We start from the raw sequence: 19,672 nt of genomic DNA on the forward strand, positions 1-19,672 counted from the left end.
GATATGGTGAAAAGGGAAACCGGATCCACGAGGGGGTGGTGCGGGGGTGATTTCAGGTTTCCGCGGCGGAGAGAACGCCCTTCAGATCACCGGTCGTGCAGCCGATCCGGAAGGGATCGCACGGCATCTGGAGGCCGGAACGCCGGTGTTGTTGGTCGGGCCCGTCGGCGTCGGGAAAACCGTGACGATGCGCCGTGTCGCCTCGGCGCTCGCACGACGAGATCTCCCGACACAGCTCGTGCGGGGAGTGGAACCGGTGCTCGAGCCGGGACCGGTGGCGATGGAGGATCTCCCGACGCCGGGGACGACGTTGCTGGTGGACGACGCCCACGCGTTGGACGAGCGTTCCGCCGCGACCCTGCTGCACGGCGTGTATCGCCGCCGCGTCACGGCGTGCATCGCCGTGGAGACGCCACTGTTCTCGCGTCCGGCGCCCGACGCATTCACCCACTCGTTGCTGGAGCTGGGAAGCCGGGGCTTCGCCCTTCGCATCGACATCGAGCCCCTCAGCGAGACGAAGGCATTCGCATTCCTCCGGGAGTGCGGGGCCGACGCTCTCGACGAGGTGACCACGGACGCGCTGGTGTGGATGGCGAACGGCTCCCGGGCCCTGCTGTACGAGTTCGCCGAGGTCGCCACCCACGCCGTGCGGCACGGGCGCGACCCTCTCGCCGCCCTGCGCGAAGCCCCGATGTGGACGCGCCTGGGAGAGGCGGTGAACAAGAACGTGTCGACCCTCGATCACGAGCACCTGTCGACCCTCGTCGCACTCGGCCGGTTCCCCGGTCTGGCGTCCTCGCACGCCGCGCGGATACGCCCGTTCCATGAGATCGACGAGCTGCGCGCGCACGGGTACGTCTTCCAGGACGACTCGGCATCCGGCGCGCTGTGGGCCAACCCCGTACTCGCAGCCGAAGCCGTGCGCGCCCTCGGCGAGCAGCAGGTCCGCACCGTCGTCGACACCGCGGTCGCCCGCATGCTGGATGCGGGCGGGCGCTGGTGGAGTCCGCCGATCGCGACGGTCGTCGCCGAGGCGATCCTGCGAGACGACCCTCCGCCTGCTTCGCTGACGAACGACCTCTCCCGGCGGGCCCTGCTCGACGCCGCGCGGCACGCCAACGACCTGGGCCGTTTCGCCTCGGCCGAGGCATTCGCCACGACCGGCATCGTCGAAGAGCCGGACGACGTCGCCCTCTGCTTGGAGCTCGCGCACGCGCGCGTCTGCGCCGGCGACCCGCGGGCGGGCGAACAGGTGCCGCAGGCGGTCTCGGCGGAGCCGGATCGACACCGGGCGCAGCAGATCGCGAGGGCGTGGGAGATGCGCGGGTTCTTCTCCCCCACCCGCGACCTGCTCGCCGCGCTCGACCGCGGCCGGGCCGACGACGCGGAACCCGATCCCTCCGCCGCGCGCGTCGACACCCTCGGGTTCGCGCTGCAGTGGCCGCTCGCGCGGGACCACGCGCAGCACACAGCGCGCACGTCCTGCGGGTACTGGCGCGTCTGGGCGTGGCTGCGGGAGGCGCATGCCCGGGCGCAGTTGGGCGACGCCGAGGGCACGGACCAACTGCTCACTCGCGTGGACGAGTTCGTCTACGAGAGCGGTATCTCCGGCCTCGACACCGCGGAACGACTGTGGGCGCTGACGGTCTCGCTGGTGACGCGCCTGATGCTGAACACGGATCTCCCCCTGCTCCATGAGCGGATCGCCGACGAGCGGCGTCGGGCCGTGCGAGAAGGAGACGACCGGACGTTGGGCCTGGCCGGGCTGGCCGCCTCTCTGTCGGCGGCTGTCAGCGGGGAGAGCGACACCGCCCTCCGGAACCTCGCGGCGGCGCGGGCACGATTCCACCTCATCCGCAAGGACATGGCGGCGGCGAGCGTGAAGCTGCTGATCGCCCAGTTCATCGCCGTCCACGACCGGATCCCCGAGGCCCGACGCATCGTCGATCGCGTCGCGAGCCTGTGGACGGACGGTCCGCTGAGTCTTCGTCACGATTACGTCGCGGCACGCTCGATGATCGACGCGCTGGACGGGCGGTACGACGACGCCGCCCGCGCGGCCGCGCACGCTCTGCGGTTGACCGCGGGAAGGCCGTCTCCGCTGCTGCGGCTTCGCGACCTCCACCGGGCGGCGACGCTCGGGGTGGCCGGTCGCGACGCGCACGAGGAGAGAGCTCGCCTGCTGACGGGGGTCGCGGCATCCGTTCGCCGGTTCTGGGGTGACGCGCCGGTCCCGTTGGTGAGCGGCCACCGACACGCTGAGCTGCGAGCGGCTCTGCTGCGGACGCTCGTCCCGCAGTCGTCTCCTTCTCCCCTGACGGAGGCGGACGCTCCCGCCGCCGAGACGGCACCGCTCGACGCGTCGTCGCTCACCCGTCGGGAGCGGGAGATCGCCGGATTGATCGCCGCCGGCATGTCGAACCGCGACATCGCCGTTCACCTCTTCCTCTCCGTCCGCACGGTCGAGTCGCACGTCTACCAGGCCCGCGCCAAGCTGGGCGCGGAGTCTCGCCGCGACCTCGGTCGTCGTGTCGCGCGTGACGCGCTCGCCTCGTCCGCCCCGGCCGCTCCCGACGCGTCACCCATTCCGTGACGACACTGCGGCGCACCCCCGGTGAATCACGAAAAGATAACGCCGCCCCCTTCCCTTCCGTTACCTCACCGTTATAGAGTGCTCGCACGGTAGTTGTTTTGCTGTGGCAGCTACCGGCATGTGATTGCAGGACACTCTGGTGCAGAGATGGGCCGGTCGAGATTTCTCGGCCGGCCCTTCGTCGTTCTCGCGTCCCTTTCCGACGCCCGGAACATCCGTCGAGGCAGCAGGATGAGGGGGTGAACGACGCAGACCTCACCGAACCCGACGGACGCCTCGTGCTGGTCCGGCACGGCGAGACCGAGTGGAGCCGCACCGGCCGCCACACCGGGCTCACCGACATCCCCCTCACCGAGACGGGCGCGTACAAGGCCGAGCTCGCAGGGACGCTCCTCGCGACGCGGCGCTTCGATCTGGTCCTGACCAGCCCTCTGCAGCGCGCGGTCGAGACCGCGTCCCGCGCCGGCTTCCCCGACGCGCGACCCGAGCCCCGACTCGTCGAGTGGGACTACGGCGCGTACGAGGGGCTCACGACCCCCGAGATCATCGAGCAGCTGGGCCACCCCTGGACGATCTGGCAGGCGGGTGCGCCCGCCGGAGCCACTCCGGGCGAGAGCATCGAGCAGGTCACCGCGCGCGCGGCATCCCTTCTCGACGATCTGCGGCCGCGCCTCGAGAACGGCGAACAGATTCTCGTCTTCTCGCACGCCCACTTCCTGCGCGCCCTCGCGGGCGTGTGGCTCGGCCTCACCGCGGCGGGCGGGCGCTACTTCGTGCTCGGCACCTCGGCCGTCAGCGAGCTCGGCTTCGAGCATGGCAACGCCGTCATCACGCAGTGGAATCACGTGCGCGGGCGCTGAGCACCGACCCCCGGAGGCCTCGCGCAAGAAATCACGAAAAGATAACGCCACCCTCTTCCCTTCCGTTACCTCACCGTTATAGAGTGCTCGCACGGTAGTTGTTTTGCTGTGGCAGCTACCGACATGTGATTGCAGGACACTCTTGGTGCAGGGACAAGGGCCGGTCGGAAGCCTCTCCGACCGGCCCTTACTCTGTGCGGGTGCCCGCCGTCGACCTCGCCACCCGATCGGCGCGCCCCTCTATCGTGGAGACATGACCGATCGCCGCCTCGCCGTCCAGGCGTGGGAGAGCCTTTTCCGGGCGCAGCACGAGGTCTTCGAAGAACTGCGAACGGACTTCGACGGCACAGAGCTGACGCAGGCCGAATACGACGTGCTCCTCACCGTGACCCGCGCTCCCGACCTCACCGCGCGCCTGCGCGACGTCACGGGCAACATGCTGATCAGCCAGCCGAGCGTCTCACGCCTGGTGGAACGAATGGTCGCTCGCGGCCTGCTGACGAAGTGCGCCGACCCCGACGACGGTCGCGGCTCCCTCGTCACCGCCACCGAGGCGGGCGCGGTCGTCTTCCGCAAGATCGCGGCAGCCCACGGGCGCTCGATCGCGGACCGCATGGCCCGCCTCGACGACGACGAACTGGCGCAGTTGCACGCGCTGACGTCGAAGCTCCGCGGCCCCGCCTGAGCCGACGGCATCCGGCGCTCGTCGAAACCGCACGCTCTCACCGAGCCCGTACGCAAAGGGCCGCAATCGCGTGCGCGTTCGACACACGCCTGCGGTTTCGCGACGCCCGCGCGGCTCAGCACTCGATGACGTTGACCGCGAGGCCGCCCTCGCTCGTCTCCTTGTACTTCGTCGACATGTCGATGCCGGTCTGACGCATCGTCTCGACGACGGCGTCGAGCGAGACGTAATGGCTGCCGTCACCGCGCAGCGCGAGTCGCGCCGCGGTCACGGCGGTCGAGGCGGCGATCGCGTTGCGTTCGATGCACGGGATCTGCACGAGCCCGCCCACGGGGTCGCACGTCAGACCCAGGTGGTGCTCCATCGCGATCTCGGCGGCGTTCTCGATCTGCCGGTTGGTGCCGCCCATCACCGCGGTCAGGCCTCCCGCGGCCATCGCGCACGCGGAGCCGACCTCGGCCTGGCATCCGCCCTCGGCACCCGAGATCGACGCGTTGGCCTTGAACAGCGAGCCGAGCGCCGTCGCCGTCAACAGGAAGCGCCGGATGCCACGGCGTCGGTTCGCCTCCGCCACGTCACCGTCGTCCCAGTGCGAGACCTCGGAGCGGGTCACCGCGTGCCCGTCGTACCCGAGCAGCGCACTGCCCACGAGCTCGCCGTGCGGGGTGACCGCGTTGCCGACGCCGAGCCCCGAGTCGGCGAGGAATCGCCACCAGTACATCGCCACCGCGGGCAGGATGCCCGCGGCCCCGTTCGTCGGCGCCGTCACGACGCGTCCGCCTGCGGCGTTCTCCTCGTTCACGGCGAGCGCGAACGCCCCGAGCCACTCCCCCGGCAACTCGCGGTGCCTCTCGGCTTCGATGGCCTCGAGCTGCTCCCGGATCACCGAGGCGCGCCGTTTCACCTTCAGGATGCCGGGAAGCACCCCGTCGTGCACCAGTCCGGCGTTCACGCAGGAGGCCATGGCATCCCAGATCCGGTCGAGGCCCGCGGCGATCTCTTCGTCGGAGCGCAGCGCCTCTTCGTTGCGGCGGGCGGCCTCGGCGATCGTGATGCCCTGCTCGTCGCACAGCGCGATCAGGGTCGCCGCATCGTCGAACGCGAGGGGGAACGGCGCGGTCGCGACGCGCGGCGGTTCTCCCTCGCGCCGGATGAATCCTCCGCCGACCGAGTAGTAGGTGTCTTCCGCGATCACCTCGTCGCGCGCGTCGCGCGCGACGAGGGTCATGGCGTTGGGGTGACCCGGCAAGCGCCTGCGGGGTTCGAGCGAGATGTCGGCCTTGCGGAAGCGGATCTCGTGCGTCCCGGCGAGCGGGAGGCGACGTTCGTCGGGCCAGTCCACCCAGAGTCGCTGGACCGCGGTCGGATCGACGGTCTCGGGATCCCATCCGTGCAACCCCGCGACGACGGCATCCGGCGTCCCGTGCCCGATCCCGGTCGCGCCGAGCGAGCCGTAGAGGTAGCACGAAACGTAGGCCACGCGGCCGATGATGCCGTCGCTCTCGAGTCGCGTGACGAACTGGAGGGCGGCCTTCATGGGGCCGACGGTGTGGGAGCTCGAGGGTCCGATCCCGATGGAGAACAGCTCGAACGCGGAGGTGTATGCGCTCATCCCGCCAGCGTACGGCGCGGCCGGGTCACCGCGCGATCATCGCGCCGTCACCCGCGCGCCACGCCCGGGATGCACACCGTTCCGGGCCGATTAGACGTCTCCGGCGGTCGCGGCTATGCTGGACCACGGCCTGCGCGCCGTTTCGCGCGGAGGCCCTGCGCCCGTAGCTCAATGGATAGAGCATCTGACTACGGATCAGAAGGTTAGGGGTTCGAGTCCCTTCGGGCGCACACTGTGTTGAGACAGTAAGAGGTCCGGTTCGGAAGAGATTCCGACCGGGCCTTGTCTCATTCTCGGGCAGCGACGATCCGCACGTACCGCTGCCAGGTGTGTACTCGAGTACAGGTCGCCCCGCGCCCGACGGACGTAGCGTCGAAGGGTGCCCCCTCCGCCCCCACCCCGGCACTCGCTTCGTCCTCCCGATGACGAGCGCGAGCGGGCGGGGTTCGCGTCCCCGCGGGAGCGTCGCTTCGAGGTCGTGGACCGGCGCTATCCCCATCCCGCCGTGTCTCTGGGGTGGCGTCACCGCAGCCTCGCCGAGGGAGACGGACTCCGGGCGGCGATGACCGCCGCGATCTCCCGGGGCGGTGACCCGCTCCTCGTCACGTGGTCCGCGGACCCCGGTGCCGGTCAGGTGACCGCACTGGTCCCGGCGCGAGCGAACCCCGCGTGGTTGGTGCGGCTGCTGCGAGCGGCCGCCGAGCAGGGCGTGGGTCCGCCCGTCTCGGCGGTGGTCGGCGACGAGGGCGCCGTCGCGTCCACCACGTCGGCCCTCGACGCCGTCGCCTTCACCGGCGCACGGTTCACTCGGTCTCCCGTGCGGAGCGTCCTGCATCGCCGCACCAGAGACGGCGTGACGCGGACCACCATCACGGGGGTCGATCCGGCGCTGCGTTTCGGCGGGCCGGCGGCGGCGCTGGCCGTCCGCGTCGCGGGGGGAGGCCCGAATCCGCTTCTCCCGTCCATCGTCGACCGATCGGGACTCACCGCGACGATACGGTTCGTCCGCGGACTGCAGGACGGTGTCTCCACCGTCACCTGGCTGGTGGATGCCCCGGAGCGCGCCGGGCTGCTCGCCCTGGAGGCGGTGCTGGATGCCGGTGCCCTCGGCCTCCGCGTCGAGCCCGACGTGCTGTCCGCCGCGCGTGCGTCGCTCCTCGCGGAACTCCACGGCCACCGGCACTCCCCCGTGGAGTTCGCCCGCGCCCTGGCGCGCTACGAGACCCTCGGCTGGGACGGCGATCTCGTCCACGACCCTGAATCCGCTCTCGCCGGCGTGACCACCGCCGAGGTGGGAGATGCGATCTCGGGCCTGTTGAAGCCGGTCGTCGACGTGCTCGGCAGGACCTGACTCACTCGCGCGGGCGGAAGTGCGGATCGTCGGTGATGGTCACGAGCCCGCGCGCGATCGCCGTGACGAGGATCTGCACGCGGTCGCGCACGCCGAGCTTCTCCATGATCTTCACGAAGCGCGCCTTGATCGTCGACTCCGTCACGAAGAGGTGCTCGGCCATCTCCCGATTGCTGAGGCCGTTGGCGAGCAGCGCAATGACCTCGAGCTCTTTCTCGGTGAGGACGCTCAGCAGCGCCTCGTCCGGTTCGAGAGTGGTGGGCGTGGACTCCTCGAGGCCCCGCACCACATGCCGCGTCACGTCGGGCGACAACACCGACTCGCCCGCCGCGACGGCGTGGACGGCGGCGACGATGTCCTTCGGGAGGGCATCTTTGACGAGGTAGCCCGAGGCGCCCGCGCGGAGGAGATCCACGACGTACCGGTCCGTCGAGAACGTGCTGAGGCCGAGGATGGCGATCTCGGGGAACTCCGCGTGGATCTGCGCGGTCGCTCGTACCCCGTCCATGATCGGCATCTGCATGTCCATGAGGATGACGTCGGGCCGGAGGGCGCTCGCCTGCGCCACGGCGACCTGGCCGTTGGCCGCCTCGCCCACGATCTCGAGACTCGGATCAGACCCCACGTAGTCGCGCAGGATCTCGCGCGTGATCGCCTCGTCGTCCACGAGCAGCACGCGGGTCACGGCGTTTCCTCCGTCACCCTCAGGGGCTGCAGCGCACGTTCGAGGGGAAGAGTCATGATGGTTCGCCATTTTCCTTCGCTCATTCCGCTGGTGACCGATCCCCCGAAGACCTCGCTGCGCGCCCGCATCGCCTCGATGCCCGTCGTCGTCGACGAGAGGGGGCTCGTGGATGCCGGCGCGTCGACCGTGCTGACGATCACCGCATCGGACCCGACGGTCATCGTCATCTCCACGGGGTGCGAGGGATCCGCGTGCTTGAGCACGTTCGTGCCGAGTTCGCGGATCGTGCGCCGCAGGGCCTGCCGAAGACTCGCCGGCACGCGGGCGAGCTCACCCTCGAGCGTGAACACGACGTCGAAGCCCGCGCGCTGCAGGGCGTCCGCCACCCCCTCGAGATCGTGGGCGAGTCCGACAGCGCTCGTCGTCTCTCCCGAGAGTTCCGGGGACCCCAGCAGGTCGGCCTCGTCCGCGGGGGCCGACGGGGCGGCGTCGCTCTTCAGCAACAGCACCAGACTGCGGAGGTCGTTCAGCGCCTGTTGGGCGGAGTCACCGATCCCCTCGATGATCTGCGCCGTCTTGCTCGGGTCGTGGACGAGCTGCGCGCGACGCGCCTGCATCGCGATGATCGTCACGTCGTGGGCGACGATGTCGTGCAGCTCGTACGCGAGCGTCATGCGCTCCTCGGCACGGATACGCGCCTGCTGTTCGCGGAGGGAGCGGATCTGAGCGGCGCTGCGATCGTTGCGTCGGGCGTAGACGCCGAGGCCGAGTCCTGCGCCGGCCGCGACGATCATGATCAGGAGGACGACGAGCACGGTCGAGATGGTGAGCTCGGTCGGGTGGACGACCATGGACAGCGACATCAGGACGATGCTCGCGGGGGCGAAGACCAGGGCGACCCGGAGGGGGAGCATCATCGCGCACAAGCCCAGCGTGATGGCTGTGGGGAACGTCATCTGCGCGATCTGATACTCGGTGCCCACCGTGGCGAGCGCGGCGAGCAGGCCGACGATCGAGAGCAGCAAGGTCACGGCGGCCGGCACCGCACCGATGAGCAGGGCGAGCAGCGGCAGGCACGGGACGATGAGGAAGACCCAGCCGAGGGGGGTGCCGAGATCCAGCTCCCCCGCGCTGATGTCGACGGCGACCAGCGCCGCGATGACGGCGACGAGCAGAACGCGGGCGATCCACTTTCCGGGCAGGGGCTTGACCTCGGTGAACCACGGGGGTGGACGTCCTACCACGTGGCCACCCTAACCGGCGGGCTCGGTCCGACATGAACTTTCGACCACACTCTTCGCCGTCCGGCTGAGGTGTGTCCTTTCGTATATGCCGTCCCTTCGCGGCAGCCGACAGGGTCGGATCAAGCGCTTCCGACAACCACCGGAACTTCTCGAAGGGTCTCTCATGCTCACCTCCGCTGCCGTCACCGCCACCCTCGTCCTCGCCCTCTCGGGATCGCCCGCGGCGGCTCCCGCCCCGGTTCCCGCCGCCGTCTCGGCGGTCTCGGTGGACGCCGGTTCGTCGGCGTACCTCCCCCTGAACTTCTGGTGCGCGTTCCTCCGCATGTGCAAGTGACCATCGCCACCCCTCCCCGACGGAAGAGAGACGTCAGCCCATGAGCGCGACGATCGTCACCCCGGCACCCGCCCGGCGGGAAACCCTCGGCGCGGCGGACCGCGCTCGGCCGTTCCTCCGCCGCGACACCTTCTACGCCGAAGCCGACGACGGGGTCCAGTTCGCCTCCTCCGGACCGGCCTTCCACCTGAGCGGACGCGGGTCGTTCCCGGTCTTCGAGCGGATCGCGCCGTTCCTCGACGGTCAGGTGTCCCGCGCCGAGCTGCGCGCCGCTCTCGGCCCCGCGCACTGGCCGGTCGTCGAGCGGATCCTCGGTCATCTCGCCGAGCGCGGCTTCCTCCGCTGGATCGCTCAGGAGGATGTCGACACGGTCGGCGAAGACGACCGCGCCACCTACGCCGAGCAGATCGCGTTCCTCGCGCAGTACACCGACACCCCCCACGCGTCGTTCGCGACGTTCCGCGATGAGCCCCTCTCGCTCGTCGGGCAGTGTCCGCTCGGTGATGCCCTCGCCCAGAACCTCGCGGCGAACGGGCACCGCGACCTGACCGTCGTCGACACCTCCGGAGCCGGTCCCCTCTCGGACGACGCCCGTCACGCGGCTCATCTGCTGATCCTGCCCACGGCCGAGGCCTACGCGTGGTTCGCGCGGCATCGGGGGCAGCTGGATCCCGCGCGGTGCCTGCTCGTCCTCCCCGTGGGCGACCGGCTGTGGGTCCTGCCCCACGCGTGGCGTGCGGACACCCGTTCCGCCCCGGACTGGAAGGACGCGGTCATCGCCCTCGAAGCGGCCGGCGTCGCTCCCGCCCTCGAGACGCTGTTCGCCGCGGCGGAGGAAGGCCTCACCCCGCTGCAGGGTCGCGCCGCATCGGTGCAGGTGCAGCGGATGCTGGGTGCCCTGCTCTCGTACGAGATCTTCAAGGGTCTCACCGGAGCTCTCGCTCCCGAGACCGAGGCAGGTGCCATCTCGCTCGACGCGACCACCGGCGAGACCGTGGCGCACCGCATCCTTCCGAGCACGCAGCGCAGCCGCGTCATGTCGGCGCCCGCGTCCTCGCCGACGGAGCCGACCACGAGCCTCACGCCCGACGACTCCCGACCGGACGATTACGGACGGTGGGAGCGTCTCGTCGGTTCCCTCACCATGCCGGTCACGGGGTTCGCGGACGAGCACCTGGTCCAGCTCCCCCTGAAGGTCGCCGTCGCGACGACGGGCGAGGGCTCCGCGGTCCGGGCGCCGAGCCTCTGGACGCTCGCCGACGCACGGAGCGAGGCGATCGCCCGCGTGTACGAGACGCTCGTCGCGAGCCTGGAACCGTCCGGTCCGCTCCTGCCGTTCACGTCGTTCGACGGCGAGAGGGCCGAGATCGACGCGGCACGGATCTTCCGTCGTTCTCGCGCGAATGCAGCCGGGCGCTACGAGCGTTCCGCCGCCGCGATCGGTGTCGCCCTGACCGAGGGGGATGCCACGCTCCGCGCGGTCTGGAAGGCGGCCACCGAGCACCTCCTGTTGCAGCACGTGTCCGAGCCCGCCGGGGCCGTCGTGGCCGCCGCCCCCGAGGGCACCGTCTCCACCTTCCTCGCCGATGTCGCCGGCACGGGCGACCTCGGGTACATCGCGCTCGGGTCGCTCGCCGTGGCCGGGACGGCGCTCGAGATCCACGTCGTGATCGCGACCCTCGCCGCGGACGACCGGCTGCTCTGGCACGTCGCCGCCGGAGACAGCGCCGCGGCCGCCGCCGCCGCCGCGGCGACCGAAGTGATCGCCCTCGTCCAGTACGACGATGCGCGGGCCACGACACCGTCGATGGAGATCTGGCCCGGCATCGACCCGCGCGCCCTCGTCGCCGCGGGAGCCGCAGGAGCCGCGAGAGCCGCAGGAGCCGCGGAGACCACGACGCGCGCACGCGTGTTCGCCGCGTCCCTCCGCGCGCCTGTCCTCACCGCCGCCGACCTCCACGCCGCCGCCGCGGTCGTGCTCGGATGACGGGACGCCCCGTGCAGCTGCTGACATCCGACCGCTTCGTGCTCGCCCCGGCGCCGCACGAGTGCACCGCGTGCGCCCGCACGCGCCTCGGCGATATGGACGACTTCCAGCTCCGCAGTCCCGCATCCCGGCGCCGAGCGGTGAGTGCCGCCGCCACGAACCCCTTCCTCCCGATCTTCGTCGACGCGTTCGTCCCGGATCCCTCGCCCGCCGTCGAGCGGTACACGGCCATCGGGGTGCACGACCTGCGCGTGCACCACGGCGAGGTCGTGGACGCCGCGCACTGTCCGCACGCCCGCCCCTCGGTCGCCGTGCCGCGCGAACGCGGCGACGGGTACCGCCCGTATCCGGTCGAGGGGTACTTCGCGTCGGCCCCGGACGCCCCCGAACTGTCGAACCCGGTGACGGGGGTCCTGTCCGCTCACGCGACGGACGACGTCGCCTCGCTCGTGACCGCGAAGGTCTCGGGGTTCATGGTGTCGCACGGCGAGCACGGTCCCTACATCCGCGCGTGGGGCGGGCACTGCGAGAGCTACGCGCGTTCGCGGTGGGTCGGGATGGTCGAGGGCATCGAGCGCATCTGCTGCGCCGAGCCCTCTCCGGCGGATCTGCGGAGCGGGGTTCCCGAGGGCGTACGCGCGATCGGGCTGGACGAGTTCGGAGTGGATGCCGCTTCCTGGCGGGTCCCCCACCCCGTCGTCGGCACCTGGACGCTCGGCCGCGACCTCGTCTCGGGAGAATCCGTCGCCCTGCCGACACGGACCGTCTTCTACGAGGCAGCGATCGCCGACCCGATCTACGTCCAGGACTCGTCCAGCGGGTGCGCGGCCGGAGGCAGCGATGCCGAGGCCACCCTTTTCGGCCTGCTCGAGGTCGTCGAACGCGATGCCTTCCTCCTCGCCTGGTACGGCGACCTCCCCCTCCGGGAGATCCGCCGCGACAGCATCCGCGACGAGGAGTCACGCCACTACCTGAACCGGCTGGCACTCGTCGGGCGCACCGTCCGCTTCCTCGACGCCACGGTGGGCGTCGGCATCCCGACCGTCGTCGCGGTGTGCGACACCGAGTCCGGGGGCGTGTGCCTGGGCGCGGGGTCGCACCCCGACCCGGAACGCGCGCTGAAATCGGCGCTCGTCGAAGTGGCATCCGATTTCCAGGTCATCGAGACTCGCGTGCATCAGCGGCGCGACGAGCTCGAGGACATGCTGCGGGACCCCGCCGGCATCCGCGGCGTAGAAGACCATGCCGACCTGTACGGGCTGCCCGCCGCTCGCGAATGGCTGACCAGGTGGGCCCGCACCCCGTACCCCGTGTCGACGCAGATCGCGCTCGCCGAACTTCGACGGGCCGCCACCGCGGGCACCAGCATCGAGACGGACCTGGTTCTCGTCGTCGAGGCGATCGCCGCCGCGGGATTCTCGCCCCTCGTCGTCGACGTCGGATCCCACCTCTCCCGCCGCTACGGGTTCAGCTGCGTCAAGGCGGTCGTCCCGGGCCTGCTGCCCATCGATTTCGGCTGGTCGAGCCAGCGCGCGCTGCGCATGCCACGCCTGCGCGAGCAGAGCGAGCGCTGGCTGCGGCAGCACGGCGGTGCCGACGAGACCTTCCTGCTGCACGAGCGCCCCCACCCGTTTCCCTGAGCCGGAGAACCTGACATGTCGATTCACACTTGGCCCGGCGTCCTCCCGGGGACGGCAGCCGTCCGTTACGCGCACCTCATCCTCGATCGCGTGCGAGACGGGATGCCGAACGACGACTGGAAGGTCGACTGGACGAACGCCCCCCTCACGGTGGCGGACCACCGGGACGCGACGCTTCGCCTGATGGATGCCGACGTGCCGGCCGACAGCGAGGGAACCGCCCCGCGTGCTCTCAGCCGGACGATCGCCGCCGTCTGTCTGAGCGCCTACGGCATCACGGGTCCACGGCTCAACATCAACCTCAACGACCGCCCCGAGGTTCACGCGCGGGTCGCGAACGTCAAATGGGGACGCGGAGCCGCATCGGGCGGGGGTCGGTACGGCATCGATCTCTATCTCATCCACGGCGGAGACGATGCGCTGGACGCGGGCGTTTATCACTTCAACGTGATCGCCAACGGGTGGGAGCAGTTGCAGCGGCACGACCGCACGCGCGAGGTCCGCGGCTTCCAGGGCTATGTCCGCGAGGCGCGGTCGTACCTGGTGGCGACCGTCAACTTCTGGCGCTCGGCGTTCAAGTACAGCGATTTCGCCTATCAAGCGACGGCGATGGACGTCGGGACGTTCTTCGGCGCGCAGTGGGAGACCCTCGGCGACGACGTCGCGGGCACCTGGGACATGGAGGTCGACGAGACGCGTCTCGCCGCCCTGCTCGGCATCGATCCCCAGGACCAGGGCGTGTACGCCGTGCAAGCGTGGGGGCCGATCCCGGCGGGACCGGAGCGCGAGGTGGTGCGTCCGGTGCCGGCGCCGGTCACGGCGTTCCGTCGCGACCGCGCGGTCGTCCGCTTCCCCACCGCAACCGCTCTCCAGGACGACATGCGCCGGGAGAGCCCGGATGTGTCGGCACGCGCGAAGCTCGCGATCGTCCCCGACGCCACGGTCCCCGATGACGCGGGCCGCCGTCGCCTCGCCGCCCGGGAGACGAGCTTCGGTCGCTTCAGCGGAGAGTCCCTCACCGAGGACGCGCTCGACCGGGTCCTCGCTCGTGCCCGATCCGCCGCCCAGGCCCTTGCCGGCGGGTCTCCCTACGCGCCCGCGCTCTCGTTCCTCGTCTACGCCCACCGGGTCGAGGGGCTCGAACCGGGCCTGTACCTCGACGACGACGAGGGGCGTCGTGGGCTCGACGACGGCGATCAGTCGTCGTTCCTGGAGAGCACGTACTTCCTGCACAACTACATGGGGCGGCGCGCCGCGTGCACTCTCATCGTGTGCGCCGCCGTGATCGACGCCGCTCGCGCCCACGGCGTGCGCGGATACCGCGTGACGAACGCGGTCGTCGGTGCCGCATGCCAGGCGCTGCTGACCGACGCGAACGCCGTCGGGGTCGCCACGGGCACCGCCCTCGGATTCGACGCAGCCGCCCACGCGCGGCACGCCGGCATCGACCCCACGGTCAGCGCACCGATGCTCATGATCATGCTGGGGGTCGACACCCCGGGCTCGGGACGTGTGCGCGCCGACATGACGGTCGAGATGGCCTCGTGAGCGCGGCGGTGGACGCGCGGTGGCAGCTGCGCTTCGGGGGGTTGCCGGCATCCGTCGTCCGCGAACTCGATGACCCGGCGCACCGCGACAGCTTCGTCGCGTTCTGGGATGCCTCTCGGCACCTGTCCGCCGCGAGGAACGCGGTGAGCGACGCCCTGCACGACCTCATCGCCGCGCGCCGGGCGGCGGGGGCGGAGACCTCGACGCTCGTCGCCCTCCGTCGCGCCCTGTTCAACCAGGACGCGGATGCGGTCGAGCGCCGGCTCGGCGCCCTGGGGCCGGCGGAGCGCGACGACGTGCTCGCCCGCCTCGCGGAGCACGCGGCGCCGCTGCAGGCGTGGCTCGCGCACGAGCGTCGGCACCGCGAGAGCTTCGACGAGATGCTCGCCGGACAGCGCACGCGGCTGTGGGAACAGGCGGCGCAGCACGGCTTCCTCCCCGGTCTCGCCCTCTCGACTCCCGATCTCGTCGCCGAGGTCGACCGGTACGGCCGGGAGCTCGCGGCGCAGGGTCGGATCGACAAGCGGGGAAAGCGCGTCGAACGCTCGCTCGTGTCGTACGTGACCCGGGCGGCGGCGAAGACGACGCCGTTCTCCTCGCTCGGCCCTGTCGCTTTCCCCGGGGCGACTCCGCGCCCGTCCGGCGAGGACGGCCCCCGCGCGCGTTCCCGCTGGTCGGTGTATCCGCTCGCCCGCGTGCTCTCGGTGATCGCCGAGCACGCGGACCTCGTCGTGGGGGTCTCGCTCCGCCGCAGCCCCTATGTGCGACGACAGGATGCCGCGACCCTCGTCGACCGTGCGACCTGGACGTTCTCCGAGGTCGACACCCGCGACGACTACGCGGCGTGTGTCGAGTCCCGCGTGCGCCTTCCCGCGGAGGGCGTCCTCGCCGCCGTCGACGAGATCATGGACCGGCTCGGGGGCGAGACGGCGTGGGGTGCGCTGACCGACGAGCTCGTCGACGCGGCGGGCCTCGATCACGACCGCGCCTCGGACCTCGTCGCCAGCCTCGTGCGGCTCGGCGTGCTCGTCGCCCCCGCACTGACCATCGATGCCTTCGACGCGGACGCCTTCGACACCACCCTGGAGCAGATCGCCGCCGGTGGCTCGCGCGCCGAAGAGATCGCCGTCGCCCTCCGCCGCTATCGCGACGACGCCGCCGCCACGGTCGACGTCGTCGATCCCCGCGAGCGCGCCGTGCACGTGCAACGACTCCGGGGGGTGGTCGCGGACATCTACGCGATCGCCGGAATCGCCGCCGAGCCGCCCCGATCGGTCGTCTACGAGGACGTCGTCTTCCCCGCATCCGGCTCGGGTCTCGCGGAGCCGCTGGCGACCTCGGCATCCGACGCCGATGCTCTCCTGACCTTCGTCGACCTCCTCGACACGAGTCACATCAAGCGCGACCTTCTCAACGGCTACTACCTCCACCTCCGCGATGCCGGCGAGAAGGTCGACGATGTCGCCGCGTTCCTGCGCGGTTTCGACGTCGACCTGCTCGAGTCGTTCGAGGGATACGTCCTCTCCGACATCGCCGACGACGCACTCGAATCAGATCCCTGGCTCCGCTGGGGCGGCGCGTGGAGACGCGAAGCGGCACGCCGCGAGCTGCTGTCGGTCCTCCTCCGCCACCAGCGCGCCGTGGCCTTCGACGGCGTCGACATCGCCTCCGAGATGGGCGCACCGCCGATCGACCTCGAGGCGGAGGCGCGCCGGATCTCCGCGATGACCTCGCGTCTGACGGCACCTTTCCGTCATCTCAACCTCCTCCTGCAGCACGATGTCGCGTCCGGGGTCACCGTGATGAACGACTGCTTCGGTGGGGTCGGCTTCTCGGTCTCCCGCTTCTCCCACGTCCTGTCCGAGCCGGCGTCGGAGCTCACCGACGACGTCGAACGGGCCGCCGAGACCACGGGCGTGCGGCTCGTCGAGATCAGCGGCGGAACTGTGTTCTCGAATCTGAACCTGCACGACCCGGTGCTGCGCGTCCGTTTGGAGGTGCCGGGCGATCCGGTGCGGCCGGGAGAACACGGCATCCGGCTCGACGACCTCGCGGTCCGGTGGTCGGACGACCACGAGCGGGTCGTGCTCGTCGAACGGGCGACGGGGATGATCGTTCACCCGGAGTACGCGGGCTACCTGGTGCCTGCGGCGACCCCGCGCCTGCATCAATCCCTGTCGCTGCTGACGCCCTCGGCGAGCTTGAGCTCGAAGCCCGCGGATCTGCTGCGGGTCGTCCCCGAGGCCGGCACGGCCGTCGTGCGCCGCCGCATGAGCATCGGCGACGTCATCGTGGTCCGCGCGGCCGCTCTCCTCCGCGGTGCCGACGCGCCGACACTCGATCCGCTCACGCGCGAGGGAAACCTCGCGTGGCAGCGCTTCTGGGCGCGTCACGCGCTCCCGCCCCGCGCGTACGTGCGCGTGCTCCATGGAACTTCCGGGCGTCGGGCGAAGCCGTTCTTCCTCGACGTGACGCTCGCGCTGTGCCTGTCGAATCTGCACAGCCAGATGAGGGATGCCGATGACCAGACGGTCCTCGAGATCACCGAGGCGCTGCCCGATCCCCACGGAGCCGCCGAAGGAGGCGACGGATGCCCCCGTGTCGCCGAGGCGATGGCGGGCATCAGCATCATCGACCGATCGACCTGGAAGGAAAGCGCATGAGCGCCGTGATCCCCCTCCCCCACAGCCCCGAAGCGGCCCGCGTGGACGACGAGGACGCACGCTGGGTGTCCTTCCACGTCTTCTACGGCGGCTCGCCCGACATCCTGCTGACCGAGTGTCTGATCCCTCTGGCGGAGGCGCTCGTGCGCGACGGGGTCGTCCGCGACTGGTTCTACATCAACTACTGGCTCGAGGGCAGCCATGTCCGGCTGCGGCTGCGGGTTCCTCGTGAACGCACCGACGCCGACCTCGACAGCGTCGTGCTCCCCGCCGTCGAGGGCTATCTCGCGCGCAAGCCGTCGATGCATCCGATGCTCGAGCTCGCCGACAACGGCTTCTACGAGCGACTCTTCGTCGGGGAGTTCACGGATGCCGATCGCCCGCGCTACTTCGACGACGGCGCCCCGCTCTTCCGGCCCAACAACTCGATCGAGCGGCGCGACTACGAACGGGAGACCTTCCGCTACGGGGGCCCCCAGTGCATGAGGCTCGCGGAGGAGCACTTCGTCGCCTCGACGCGCCTCGCGTGCGACGTGATGGGCGGCGGAAACCAGAACGTCCGGAGTCTCCTGCTGGGCATCGCCTCGCAGCTGAGCTTCGTGACCGCCTGCACGCTGCTGCGTGACCGCGATCTCGTCGCCGATTTCTTCGTCGCGTACCACCATCGATGGGCCTCCGGCTACGCCGACGAGACCCACTACGCCACCGAGAAAGGGCGCCGCACCCACGCCCTGACCGCCGCCCACCTGCGCCGCCGTCTTCTCCCGCTCCTCGACCGCCTCGTCGCCGACGACCTGGAGGGGATGCCGCAGCGGCTCCGCGACTGGGCGCAGACGAACCGCCGCGTCCGCGCGGGACTGGACGAGCTGTTCGACAGGGACGTCCTCCGCTTCGACTACCACGACGGCCGGCGCGCGCCGGAGTCGCCGTCGGCGGCGGCGTGGTCGCTGTGCCACTCGCTCATCCACATGACCAACAACCGCATGATGGTGTCGGTCGCCGACGAGGCGTTCATCGCGTACCAGATCGCCGAAGCGATGGGAACGCCGGCATGAGCGGCGAGACGCCCACGCCGGTGCTGCCCGACACCGCCCCGTGGCGCCCCTCGGTCGCCCCGGGCGTCCAGGTGGGTCCGGCTCGATGGAACGGCGAGCAGCTGAGGAGCGACGCGTCCGTCGCCGGGCAGAACCGCATCCTGCGTCTGGGTCTCCGGGAGCGGCTGATCCTCGACGCGATCGACGGGCGGCGCACGGTGGCGGAGATCCACACGTCCCTGACCGGTCAGGGGCTGCCCGCTCCGACCGAGGTCGTCGTGGCATCCCTCAACCGATTCCTCGCCTTCGGACTCGTCGAACGCCCGTTCACCGTGCCGGCCCCGACGATCGAGGCGCTGGACACGCGAGCCGAGATCGCCGCCGAGAACCTCTCCGAGGTGTGGGCGACGGGAGCGCGTTCCGGTCGGGCGTCCCGGGCGCGGTCGGCACTCGCGTCGTGGCCCTCGTTCGTCGTCGCGCTCGCGATCGCCGCCGCCGTCACGGTCCTCGCCGCGACGGCGTGGCCTTCCGCCGTGATCGCGGTGACGCATCTCACGAACCCCCTGTGGCTCGTGCCCGCCGCCGTGCTCGCGGTGGTCTGGAACCTCGGGGTCACTCTCGCGCACGAGGGGGCTCACATGAGCACCTTCCGCGCGCTCTCCGGGCGGAGCGCGCGCCTGTCGGTGACCCGCCTCGGTGTGGTCCCGATGATCAACACCCAGCTCGATGGCGTCGGTCTGCTCGACCCGGGCAGGAAGGTGCGCGTCGTCGCGAGCGGTCCGCTCGTCTCGCTGCTCGCGCTCCTCGTGCCGTGGGCCGTCTTCGTCCTCGCTCCCGGGGGCAGCGTCCTCGAGCTCTTCGCCGCGGCGTCGCTCCTCCTCGATCTCGCGGTCGTCGGCCTCGCCCTGTCGTTCTTCCCCAACACCGACGGCAGTCGCCTCCTCGAGGCGGTGGCATCCGTCGATCAGATCCAGGCGGTCGCCTTCCGCACCCTCTCCCGGCGTTACCGCCTGCCTCGTGGCCTCCCGCTGCTCACCCGTGTGGCGGTCCGCGTCTATCCAGTCTTGCTCTCAGCGACCGTCCTGGCGGTGCTGCTGGCGGGAGTGCTCGTCGTCCGGCTGGCACTGAGCTGAGTCGCGCCCGCGGCTCGGCACACCTTCGAAAGGGAAATCATGAACAACCTGTCATCGCTCGCCGTCGAGCTCGACGCCTTCGAGGTCGACACCCTCGAGGTCAAGGACTACGTCGACTACTCCGAAATGGCGTTCGGCTCCACGTGTTCGTCGTCCTCGTCGTCGTCCTGCTCGTCGACGTGCACCTCGTGCTGCACCTCGACGTCGTCGTGCGCCACGGCCTGATCTCGGGCTGATCCCCGCTTCACCCCACTTGCGGTGCTGGGGCGAGCATCCCTCGTCCCAGCACCGCATCACCTGAAG

Annotated in this window: 15 protein-coding genes and 1 tRNA gene; 13 read left to right on the forward strand and 3 right to left on the reverse strand. The window is 70.8% G+C overall.

All coding sequences use genetic code 11. From position 1 onward, the window contains the following. Nucleotides 1–187: 187 nt before the first annotated feature. The 3 genes from NS220_RS19700 (at nt 188) to NS220_RS08260 (ending at nt 4,138) form a co-directional block, all read left to right on the forward strand. On the forward strand, nt 188–2,593 hold the full coding sequence (locus tag NS220_RS19700; protein WP_153004214.1) for a helix-turn-helix transcriptional regulator: 2,406 nt from the start codon (nt 188–190) through the stop codon (nt 2,591–2,593). 239 nt (nt 2,594–2,832) lie between these two features. After that, nucleotides 2,833–3,453 (forward strand): histidine phosphatase family protein, encoded by a 621-nt coding sequence (locus NS220_RS08255; protein ID WP_058623597.1) that lies wholly within the window; start codon nt 2,833–2,835, stop codon nt 3,451–3,453. Between the two features lie 253 nt (nt 3,454–3,706). After that, nucleotides 3,707–4,138: a MarR family winged helix-turn-helix transcriptional regulator gene (locus NS220_RS08260; RefSeq protein WP_058623598.1), complete on the forward strand. Its 432-nt coding sequence runs from the start codon at nt 3,707–3,709 to the stop codon at nt 4,136–4,138. 115 nt (nt 4,139–4,253) lie between these two features. On the opposite strand, the gene NS220_RS08265 is transcribed toward NS220_RS08260, so the two are convergent. After that, on the reverse strand, nt 4,254–5,750 hold the full coding sequence (locus NS220_RS08265; protein WP_058623599.1) for an L-serine ammonia-lyase, iron-sulfur-dependent, subunit alpha: 1,497 nt from the start codon (nt 5,748–5,750) through the stop codon (nt 4,254–4,256). Nucleotides 5,751–5,907: 157 nt separating this feature from the next. On the opposite strand from NS220_RS08265, the gene NS220_RS08270 reads away from it, so the two are divergent. Then, nucleotides 5,908–5,980: transfer RNA gene (locus NS220_RS08270), tRNA-Arg, on the forward strand. A gap of 149 nt (nt 5,981–6,129) precedes the next feature. Further along, nucleotides 6,130–7,101: a hypothetical protein gene (locus NS220_RS08275; RefSeq protein ID WP_153004215.1), complete on the forward strand. Its 972-nt coding sequence runs from the start codon at nt 6,130–6,132 to the stop codon at nt 7,099–7,101. Nucleotide 7,102: 1 nt separating this feature from the next. On the opposite strand, the gene NS220_RS08280 is transcribed toward NS220_RS08275, so the two are convergent. Both NS220_RS08280 and NS220_RS08285 read right to left on the reverse strand, forming a co-directional pair. Next, complete coding sequence (locus tag NS220_RS08280; protein ID WP_058623601.1) at nt 7,103–7,786, reverse strand: response regulator; 684 nt, start codon at nt 7,784–7,786, stop codon at nt 7,103–7,105. Continuing rightward, nucleotides 7,783–9,030: a sensor histidine kinase gene (locus NS220_RS08285; RefSeq protein WP_058623602.1), complete on the reverse strand. Its 1,248-nt coding sequence runs from the start codon at nt 9,028–9,030 to the stop codon at nt 7,783–7,785. Before NS220_RS08285 ends, NS220_RS08280 begins: the two co-directional genes overlap by 4 nt. A 163-nt stretch (nt 9,031–9,193) precedes the next feature. On the opposite strand from NS220_RS08285, the gene NS220_RS20090 reads away from it, so the two are divergent. The 8 genes from NS220_RS20090 to NS220_RS19235 are packed head-to-tail and all read left to right on the forward strand — an operon-like array spanning nt 9,194 to nt 19,594. Beyond that, the gene (locus NS220_RS20090; protein WP_193755313.1) at nt 9,194–9,364 is read left to right on the forward strand and encodes a hypothetical protein; all 171 of its coding nucleotides are present in this window, start codon (nt 9,194–9,196) and stop codon (nt 9,362–9,364) included. A gap of 40 nt (nt 9,365–9,404) precedes the next feature. Beyond that, a complete protein-coding gene (locus NS220_RS08290; RefSeq protein WP_058623603.1) occupies nt 9,405–11,351 on the forward strand; it encodes a hypothetical protein in 1,947 nt (648 codons plus the stop codon). After that, nucleotides 11,348–12,991: a YcaO-like family protein gene (locus NS220_RS08295; protein WP_081323045.1), complete on the forward strand. Its 1,644-nt coding sequence runs from the start codon at nt 11,348–11,350 to the stop codon at nt 12,989–12,991. The genes NS220_RS08290 and NS220_RS08295 overlap by 4 nt, the downstream gene beginning before the upstream one ends. A gap of 15 nt (nt 12,992–13,006) precedes the next feature. Beyond that, nucleotides 13,007–14,539, forward strand: a complete 1,533-nt coding sequence (locus tag NS220_RS08300; protein ID WP_058623605.1) for a nitroreductase family protein — start codon at nt 13,007–13,009, stop codon at nt 14,537–14,539. Further along, the gene (locus NS220_RS08305; RefSeq protein WP_058623606.1) at nt 14,536–17,202 is read left to right on the forward strand and encodes a lantibiotic dehydratase; all 2,667 of its coding nucleotides are present in this window, start codon (nt 14,536–14,538) and stop codon (nt 17,200–17,202) included. The genes NS220_RS08300 and NS220_RS08305 overlap by 4 nt, the downstream gene beginning before the upstream one ends. After that, nucleotides 17,199–18,257 (forward strand): thiopeptide-type bacteriocin biosynthesis protein, encoded by a 1,059-nt coding sequence (locus NS220_RS08310; protein ID WP_058623607.1) that lies wholly within the window; start codon nt 17,199–17,201, stop codon nt 18,255–18,257. The genes NS220_RS08305 and NS220_RS08310 overlap by 4 nt, the downstream gene beginning before the upstream one ends. Continuing rightward, on the forward strand, nt 18,254–19,369 hold the full coding sequence (locus NS220_RS08315) for a hypothetical protein (RefSeq protein ID WP_058623608.1): 1,116 nt from the start codon (nt 18,254–18,256) through the stop codon (nt 19,367–19,369). Before NS220_RS08310 ends, NS220_RS08315 begins: the two co-directional genes overlap by 4 nt. A gap of 39 nt (nt 19,370–19,408) precedes the next feature. Next, nucleotides 19,409–19,594: a thiazolylpeptide-type bacteriocin gene (locus NS220_RS19235; RefSeq protein ID WP_081323047.1), complete on the forward strand. Its 186-nt coding sequence runs from the start codon at nt 19,409–19,411 to the stop codon at nt 19,592–19,594. Nucleotides 19,595–19,672 lie beyond the last annotated feature (78 nt).

This window comes from Microbacterium testaceum, assembly GCF_001476655.1.
GTDB classification, from domain to species: Bacteria; Actinomycetota; Actinomycetes; order Actinomycetales; family Microbacteriaceae; genus Microbacterium; species Microbacterium testaceum_C.

Bases quoted from the DNA above. Each gene is read 5' to 3' on its own strand.
- NS220_RS19700 (WP_153004214.1), top strand. From the start codon at position 188: ATGCGCCGTGTCGCCTCGGCGCTCGCACGACGAGATCTCCCGACACAG.
- NS220_RS08260 (WP_058623598.1), top strand. From the start codon at position 3,707: ATGACCGATCGCCGCCTCGCCGTCCAGGCGTGGGAGAGCCTTTTCCGG.
- NS220_RS08265 (WP_058623599.1), bottom strand. From the start codon at position 5,750: ATGAGCGCATACACCTCCGCGTTCGAGCTGTTCTCCATCGGGATCGGA.
- NS220_RS20090 (WP_193755313.1), top strand. From the start codon at position 9,194: ATGCTCACCTCCGCTGCCGTCACCGCCACCCTCGTCCTCGCCCTCTCG.
- NS220_RS08290 (WP_058623603.1), top strand. From the start codon at position 9,405: ATGAGCGCGACGATCGTCACCCCGGCACCCGCCCGGCGGGAAACCCTC.
- NS220_RS08295 (WP_081323045.1), top strand. From the start codon at position 11,348: ATGACGGGACGCCCCGTGCAGCTGCTGACATCCGACCGCTTCGTGCTC.
- NS220_RS08300 (WP_058623605.1), top strand. From the start codon at position 13,007: ATGTCGATTCACACTTGGCCCGGCGTCCTCCCGGGGACGGCAGCCGTC.
- NS220_RS08310 (WP_058623607.1), top strand. From the start codon at position 17,199: ATGAGCGCCGTGATCCCCCTCCCCCACAGCCCCGAAGCGGCCCGCGTG.
- NS220_RS08315 (WP_058623608.1), top strand. From the start codon at position 18,254: ATGAGCGGCGAGACGCCCACGCCGGTGCTGCCCGACACCGCCCCGTGG.
- NS220_RS19235 (WP_081323047.1), top strand. From the start codon at position 19,409: ATGAACAACCTGTCATCGCTCGCCGTCGAGCTCGACGCCTTCGAGGTC.